The 8,260-nt window shown below is 39.1% G+C and carries 7 protein-coding genes; all 7 read right to left on the bottom strand.

Going from position 1 to position 8,260, the window contains the following annotated elements:
- Nucleotides 1–296: 296 nt before the first annotated feature.
- Nucleotides 297–980 (bottom strand): hypothetical protein, encoded by a 684-nt coding sequence (locus HMPREF9072_RS09645; RefSeq protein WP_034566370.1) that lies wholly within the window; start codon nucleotides 978–980, stop codon nucleotides 297–299.
- Between the two features lie 19 nt (nucleotides 981–999).
- Nucleotides 1,000–1,695, bottom strand: a complete 696-nt coding sequence (locus HMPREF9072_RS09640) for a hypothetical protein (protein ID WP_009411542.1) — start codon at nucleotides 1,693–1,695, stop codon at nucleotides 1,000–1,002.
- 15 nt (nucleotides 1,696–1,710) lie between these two features.
- Entirely contained in the window at nucleotides 1,711–2,223 is a 513-nt protein-coding gene (locus HMPREF9072_RS09635) for an STM3941 family protein (RefSeq protein ID WP_009411541.1), read from the bottom strand.
- A gap of 22 nt (nucleotides 2,224–2,245) precedes the next feature.
- Nucleotides 2,246–2,905, bottom strand: a complete 660-nt coding sequence (locus HMPREF9072_RS09630; protein ID WP_009411540.1) for a hypothetical protein — start codon at nucleotides 2,903–2,905, stop codon at nucleotides 2,246–2,248.
- A gap of 113 nt (nucleotides 2,906–3,018) precedes the next feature.
- On the bottom strand, nucleotides 3,019–5,856 hold the full coding sequence (gene leuS, locus HMPREF9072_RS09625) for a leucine--tRNA ligase (protein WP_009411539.1): 2,838 nt from the start codon (nucleotides 5,854–5,856) through the stop codon (nucleotides 3,019–3,021).
- A gap of 170 nt (nucleotides 5,857–6,026) precedes the next feature.
- Nucleotides 6,027–6,980 carry a hypothetical protein gene (locus HMPREF9072_RS09620; protein WP_009411538.1) on the bottom strand — a complete coding sequence of 318 codons (954 nt, stop codon included), beginning with the start codon at nucleotides 6,978–6,980 and terminating at the stop codon, nucleotides 6,027–6,029.
- A gap of 177 nt (nucleotides 6,981–7,157) precedes the next feature.
- Entirely contained in the window at nucleotides 7,158–7,808 is a 651-nt protein-coding gene (locus tag HMPREF9072_RS09615) for a hypothetical protein (protein WP_009411537.1), read from the bottom strand.
- Nucleotides 7,809–8,260: the final 452 nt, after the last annotated feature.

Here is an 8,260-nt window from a genome sequence, read left to right as displayed (position 1 = left end):
CTTCCTATAAGCTCTCTATAAGCTACCCCCACCCATCTTACACCCTTTTTTCACCAAAATTCCCTACAACTCTCTTTTGATGTTTTTCGTTTCTCTCCGATAATTCAGAAACTCTTCAACCTTCTCCGAAAATTCCTACCAAACTCTCTTCCCATTTCACAAGGCGTAGCCTTAATTTGTTTGATTTTTGTTTAATTTCTGAGGCACAGCCTCATTCCTCTAATTCAAACTCGCTCCTAATTTGCTAATTTCCTCATTTTCTCATTTGCTAATTTTCTAATTTCCAAGTTTGCTAATTAGAAAGTTCGTATTTTTGAGTTATATTGTTCAATAATTTGCAAGAGATAAGACAATGTCTCGCGTGACATCGTAATCCTTGTGACTTTAGGCGATTTGATTTTTACATATAAACCATTTTTGCTATAACCCCAATCTATATCCGTGATTTTAGCAGGGTCAATTTCACGAATCGCATAGAAAATAAAGAAGTACAGTTGCTTGTTGCACAACACAAACGGCGGATTGTAGCGAGTGAGAACAAATAGACTATCTTTTACTTTTAACAGCAAGTCGAAATCACTATCACTCATTTGTTCTACCAGCATACGCAGAGCTTTTTCGTTGCGCTTGAACACATAAGAAAGGAGGTAATACACCAAAAAGGGAATAAGTAAAGAAAGAAGTGTTTCCCCTATTATTTCATCAGGAAACAACAAGTGTAGCACCTCTACACCTTTTTGTATCATCAGCACAAGATAAAGAAACAAAGGCGCTAAAAAAATCACAATAATAATACCGGTAACCCACAAGCGGAACTTACTCACTTTTTTCAAATAAGCCTCCCGATTTTGTGACAGCTGGTGCTGAGGGCGATAAATTGCCAAGCGCTCTTCAAATTTGTTTTTGCGCACCATCGTAAAGTACATAAAAACCAAGAGAAGCACCAACGAAACAAAACAGAGTAAATAAATTATGTCCATAATTTTAAGTAAGAGTTATTTATTTGGACTTTGTATATTGTTCAACGATTGGCAAGAAATAAGAAAACGTTGTGGGGGATAGGGTAAACATCGTTCTCTTAGGAGATTTGAGGCGTATAAAAATACTATTCTTATTATTCTCCCAATTTATTTCGATTATTTGAGTAGGGTCAATTTTTCTAATTGCATAGAAGAGAAAAATATACAACTTCTTGTTACACAATACAAACGGAGGACTATACTTACTGATAGAAGGCAAACTATCTCTTACTTTGAGGAGTGTTTCAAAATCGGTATCGCTCATTTGTTCCAAAAACATACGTTGAGCTTTTTCATTGCGCTTCAGCACATAGGTAGCAAGGTAATACGCCAGAACAATAGGTATAAGGACAAGAAGGACAAACAATATGAGTTTCTTAATTTTATTAAAGATTACCATATATACACTGCCTATTTCCTCAAAATCCTCTTTGAACATTACAAAAATCAAAATTAATAAAAGAAAAGAAAATAGCACCAGCAAAGCAATAGAAGCATATTTGCGGTATTTGTGCGCCCCCTGCATATAGGCTTCACGCTTTTGTGAAAGCTGGTGAGTAGGACGGAAAAGCACTAATCGTTCTTCAAAGGCGTTTTTCCGTATTATCGTAAGGTACAGAAAGAAGCCTATAAAAATCACTAAGGGTACCAAACAGATAATGTAAACTGTGTCCATTTTTTTAGGTAAGAATTAAGAATTGCCGTATTTAGCAAAATACTCATTGATAAGCCTTTCTAATTCCTCAAAAGTGATTTTGAGTTCGCTATTGTCGATTTGAATTCCTTCAAACCTATTCCTTATCTCTTCACTTTTGATTCTGCTCAAGTAGTTTTCAGGGTGTTTGAGTTTGATATGGATGTGTATTCCATAGAATTTCATTCTGCCTATAGCAGCTATTTCGTTCCAAGGAATTTCACCTACCCATTTACCTACAAGACTCACATTGCTTTTGAGGTACTCAGGAGTGAGTATTACACCTCCTTTGCTTCTCTTTAACGATAATAGTCCTTTTATTCCCATAAAAAAGAGAATAATGGTTACTATCAATAAAACTAAAAAGAATGCTAAATAGTATAGGTTTAGGATATCAGCTGATAAAATAAGAGCGATAACACCTGCTACACCAAGGATTATAAGAACATAAATGCCTGTGAGTTTCAGCATTTTCTTTTTGCTGAACGGAATGATGATAGTATCGTTCATTTTTTTTTATTTAGTTAATAGGTTATTTTAAAGTTTTTATTTGAGCATTAGGATTGTATTTCTCGATAATCTCTACCAAGAGAGGGTATATATTCCTATACATAGTAATTCGAATAGATTTTATCGATTTAATATGTAGAAATAATCTCTCTCCCCTAGCATAAACAAAACTTACTTCTTTTATTGTTGTAGGATCAATCTCCTCAACGGTAAGAGAAACAAATAAGTACAGCTTATCTTTACAAAGTATAAAAGGAGGAAAGTATTTGAAGAGAAATAATTCTTTTTGTACACTCTGCAATAGCCGAAAGTCGCTATCACTCATTTGTTCTAAGAGTGCTTGCTGGTTTTTTATATTTCTTTTTAAAATACGATATAGTAAATAAATAGCCAAACACTCTATTGCTATTAGAAAAATTAGAAGAAGAAAAATGATAGGAATACCAACATCAGCTAATAGAAAAGCACATATAACCATTAACGGAAAGCTAACAAACAAGCCTATAACTACGCTCGCTTTTTTGATATATCGTTCTGCACCCTTTATATATTCCCGTCTTTCGGAGGAAAGAAGGCGGGGGGTATGATAGGCTAAGCGTTTTTCGAAATTACTTTTGTACTGCACAATAAAATATACCGAAACAACTACAAGTACGAATATGAGAATGATTATGGAATTCATTGTATATATACTTTTATTTTAATTTAGAGCGAAGTTTTATTTTTTAAACCCTCAATAATAGGACTACAACAAAAAAAGAGGCTTCTCCACTGAGGAGAAGCCTCTTTGTATTATTACATTACAATATTGATAATCCTATTAGGCACTACAATTATCTTTTTAGGGGTGTTGCCTTGTAGCTGTTCTGCGGTTTGAGGATCGGCGAGGATGGCTTGCTCTATCTCTGCCACACTCATACTGGTAGCATAAGCGCGTTTGAAGCGTACTTTGCCATTGAACGATACGGGATATTCCTTACTGTCCTCTTGCAAATACTTATCCTCGTGTACGGGATAAGGTGCATAAGTTACGCTTTCAGTATTTCCAAGCCTTTTCCAGAGCTCTTCGGCGATATGCGGAGCGAAGGGAGCTACCAGCACCGCAAGAGGTGTTAAAACGTCTCTATGGTGGCATTTTAGTGTTGATAACTCATTCACGCATATCATAAACTGACTCACCGAGGTATTGAAAGAGAAATTCTCGATATCTTCATTTACCTTTTTAATCGTTTTATGCAGGGCTTTGAGCATCTCGGGTGTAGGGGCTTCATCGGTTACTTGCCAACCATTGTCATTGAAATACAAACGCCATAGCTTGCGCAAGAAGTTATATACCCCCGAAATACCTGCCGTGTTCCAAGGTTTGGCTTGTTCCAAAGGTCCTAAAAACATTTCGTAGAGACGCAAAGTATCAGCACCGTATTGCTCGCAAATATCATCGGGGTTTACCACGTTGTATTTAGATTTCGACATCTTTTCTACCTCGCGACCTGTAATATACTTGCCGTCTTCTTCTAAAATAAATTCAGCATTAGCAAATTCTTTACGCCACACCTTGAATTTCTCAATATCTAATTCATCAGAAGTATCTTTTAAGAGAGAAACATCTACGTGAATAGGTTGTACTGATTGCCCTTTTACTTGACTTTTAGACACAAAAGTATTGGTACCTTCTAATCGATACGCAAAGGCACTCATCCCCAATATCATTCCTTGATTGATAAGTTTTTTGAAAGGTTCTTCGGTAGGGGCAAAACCGCGGTCTTTGAGGAATTTGTTCCAGAAACGAGAGTACAAAAGGTGCCCTGTGGCGTGTTCGCTACCCCCTACGTATAGGTCTACGTTTTGCCAGTAGTCTACTACGGGTTTGGTAGGGAAGGTTCCACGTGCGTCTTTTTCCATCATATACTCCAACCAATACCAAGAAGAGCCTGCCCAACCTGGCATTGTATTGAGTTCTAATGGGAATATGGTTTGGTTATTAATAAGCTCATTGCTGACTACCTTGTGGTTTGCGGTATCCCACGCCCAAGTGGTCGCGTTGCCCAATGGTGGGTTGCCCTCTTCGGTAGGGAGGTATTTCTCTACTTCGGGAAGGAGAATAGGGAGGTACTCCTCGCCTATCATCTGTGGCAAGCCATTTTCATAGTATACAGGGAAAGGTTCGCCCCAATAACGCTGACGTGAGAAGACAGCATCGCGGAGACGGTAATTCACTTTGGCTTTGCCTGCGCCCTTAGCTTCTAAGGCTGCTAACACTTTGGCAACTGCTTCGTCAAAGTTAGTGCAACCATTGAGAATATCAGAGTTTTGGTAAGTCATTCCCTCTTTATTGGTAAAGGCGTTTTCTGAAATATCTTTATCGAAGATGTTAATCATTTCTGGCATTCCTTTGGCGCCCTTGAAGTGTTTGGCAAAGGCATAATCGCGGTCGTCACCAGCAGGCACTGCCATAACAGCCCCCGTACCATAGCTGGCAAGCACATAATCGCCTATCCAGATAGGAAGCTGCTTGCCGGTAAGTGGGTGCAGAGCATACGCACCAGTGAAAGCTCCTGATACGGTTTTGGTGTCTGCCATACGGTCGCGCTCTGAACGTTTGGCAGTAGCTGCGATATAGGCTTCTACCTCAGCGCGTTGCTCCTCAGTAGTAATTTGCAATACTAAGGGGTGCTCGGGAGCAAGGGTAAGGTAAGTAACGCCGAAGAGGGTGTCGGGGCGAGTGGTGAAGACCTCGACTTTGTGCTCGCCTCCGGCGAGCACAAAGTCGATAGAGGCTCCTACTGATTTTCCTATCCAGTTGCGTTGGCTTTCTTTGATGCTTTCACTCCAATTGATGGTGTCTAAGCCTTGCAAGAGGCGTTCAGCATAAGCCGTGATGCGCATACTCCATTGGGTCATCTTCTTGCGAATTACTGGGTGACCCCCACGTTCGGATACGCCATTCACGATTTCATCGTTGGCGAGTACAGTTCCTAAGGCAGGGCACCAGTTTACTTCGGTTTCTGCTAAGTAGGTAAGTCGGTATTTTAGTAAATGGTGTTGTTTGCTTTCTGCTGTCATTGCGTGCCATTGGGCAGCAGTGAAAGAGGGGGTATCGTCGTCGCAAGCAGCATTGACCTTGCTATTGCCTTCTGTTTCAAAGAGAGCGATAAGCGTTTTGATAGGCTCTGCCTTGTCGGTTGTGTTGTTATACCACGAGTTAAATAATTGTATGAATATCCACTGGGTATGACGATAGTAATCGGGGTCGGAGGTCTTTACTTCACGACTCCAATCAAAAGAAAAGCCCATTTTATCTAATTGTTCGCGGTAACGGGCGATATTCTGTGCGGTAGTAACCGCAGGGTGTTGCCCTGTTTGGATAGCGTATTGCTCGGCTGGCAGACCGAAGCTATCATAACCCTGAGGGTGCAACACATTGAACCCTTTGTGACGCTTGTAGCGCGCCACGATGTCGCTGGCGATATAGCCCAGCGGATGCCCTACGTGTAAGCCCGCCCCTGAGGGGTAAGGGAACATATCGAGCACATAGTACTTAGGTTTGGTACTGTTATTCTGGGCTTTGAAAGTTTGGTGTTTAGCCCAATATTCTTGCCAAAAGGCCTCTATTTCTTTGTGATTGTAAACCATTCGTCGTTAATTTGTCGATTTGTCAATTAGCAACTTTGCCAATTATGGTGCAAAGGTATGAAGTAATTAGCAAATGAGCAAATTTGGTGTGAGCTACAAGCTCTATTTATAGTAGGCACGAGCTACAAGCTCGCGCCAGCGGGGGGACTCTGACAAAGCTTATTACAACCTTACTTCACTCTACAGCCGGTAGCTTCTGCTGCCTCGCAAACAAGATTGTAGAGTGTTTGGCTAAATTCAGTATCTTCTGGACGATTAAATGAAACGTCATTGGGGTGAGCCACTCTATAAGGAGCTGTAATATGTGGAGCATAGAATAATTTTGCCCATTTTATTAATTTCTCTTTTAAGGGACTTTCACTGCTTTGAATTTGGGTTAGTAAACATTCATAAAATTCATCGGTTACCTTAAAAACACAATTCCTTTCAGAAGGTTTCACTTTATCTAAATAGCAATAAGCCCAGAAATTACACTGTATCATTTCTGCTTGAGAGAAATCTATATTTTCCATTCGGTTATCTACCTTTTCAGGTAAAATAGGTTCTTTTTGCGAAGCAAAGTCTCTTGCTCCCCAGAAAGAAGTATCATAAAGTACTCCTTCAAAGATACAATTTTTTAAGGACGAATACCAAAATTTAGCTTTGTAAATATCACCAATGAATAAGCAATCTTCTATCAGCTTGCAGTTAAAATCTAAGCGTACATTCTTTTTGATATCAGAAAAGAGGCAGTCTTTAATGACTACTTGCAGAAAGCCAACGCCTTTGTATTTGCAATTGATAAAACAACACGATAGGAATGTAGTCCCTCGTCCACAAAGGGGAGTATATTCACTCTGCTGAAAAGAGCTTTCATCAAAAATTACGCGGTTTATTAGAGGAGTAAAAGTTTCGGTTTCTGCAATTTGAAAGTTTTGCCATAGCGAACCTGAGAAATCAGAATTACTAAGAGAAACGTTGATACATTCACCTTTACCAATGAGTTTGATACCGCGAAAATCTTGTAAGTCATCGTCTATTGTAGTACCAAAAGGTGACACACTGAGGTTTTGTGTAGCAGTGAGCACGTCTTGCAAAGTAGGATAGATCTCCCAGCGTTTTTTAAATTTAAGAGGAATAGGCATAAGTGTGAGTCTCTTTGGCTTTTAATTTGTTAGAGTGCAAAGGTATGAAGTAATTAGCAAATGAGCAAATTTAGGGATTGGCAAATGCTGAGAAGTAGGAAAATAGAAATCTTTGCCAAGATTATAAAACCTTGACAAAGATGAAGAAAGTTTATGTTTTTCGATTAACTTATGTTTCTAAAAACGTGGGAGTTTTTCAGGGATAATGTGTGCTGTGTCGTACCCTGCAAAGTGTTTTAGGTAGTTTTGCAACGTAGTACCATTGCCATCGGCAAAGGCATAGCGTCCTTTTTTCTTCAAATATTTTTTTACTGATTGCGCTCCAACTAAGTGAGCTGCGGCTAATATGCCTGACTCGGTAATTTCTATACCGTTAATTTTAGTGCCTACGTATTGCTTGATTTCATTGCGCAAATACCATTTGTTGCGCTGAAGACTAAGAGTAAAAAGTCGTTCTTGTTGTTCGGGGGAATTGAGGAATTGCTGAGCGTCTTTTACTCCGTAGAACTGCAAAGCTGATTTTCCGAATTGATATTTACCCATATAGCCAAACCTATTCACTATAAAATAATTGCCTCGTGACTCGCGGTAGGCTAAGGCTTCTTTAAAGCCTATAAAACTTTTTCCTACTTGTGGTGGATTTAAGGAAAACAGATTGGGTTCGCTTGTTATTTCTTTTGGCATAGCGGTAACCAAACGAGGTATATCTACTACAAAGCTGGGCGGTACTACGGTAGTTCTCTCTTCATCACTTTTTACAGTAAAACCCAACATAAAAAATACAGCCATCATTACGGCACAATAATACCTCTTTTTTATATTTTTCATAAAAATTGTTTTCTTTAAGACTTACATCTGTTCTTCAGAAGAAGTACACCTGCTTAAAATTATTTCGGGGGCAAAATTACAAAAAAAATGCCAAATGCAACTATTTTAGGTTATAATTTTATCGATAGTGCTATAAGAGTTCTTGATAGCTACCTTCTAAACATTAGTAATTACAGGGGTCGTAGCACGACGAGCGGGGGAGAAATTAGAGAATTAGGAAATGAGAGAATGAGGATTCTCAGTTTATTCAACTTTGCCAAAGTTAACTTCCCATTATGCTACGACCCTACATTCCCTTCCCTTTTTTGTCATTACATTCCCCCTCTTCGAGGAGGCTAGGAGGGATGTTATCCCCTATTGCCAATGATCTAAGATTTATCACCTGTTTCCATTTCTTTCGTCTCGAAACCCCGTTTTCACCATTTTTTGCATCGCTGTATTATACTATTAAT

Source organism: Capnocytophaga sp. oral taxon 324 str. F0483 (assembly GCF_000318315.2).
Lineage (GTDB): Bacteria > Bacteroidota > Bacteroidia > Flavobacteriales > Flavobacteriaceae > Capnocytophaga > Capnocytophaga ochracea.
The sequence above is the reverse complement of the archived record's forward strand: the minus strand, read 5'-3'. Positions and strand labels throughout refer to the sequence as shown.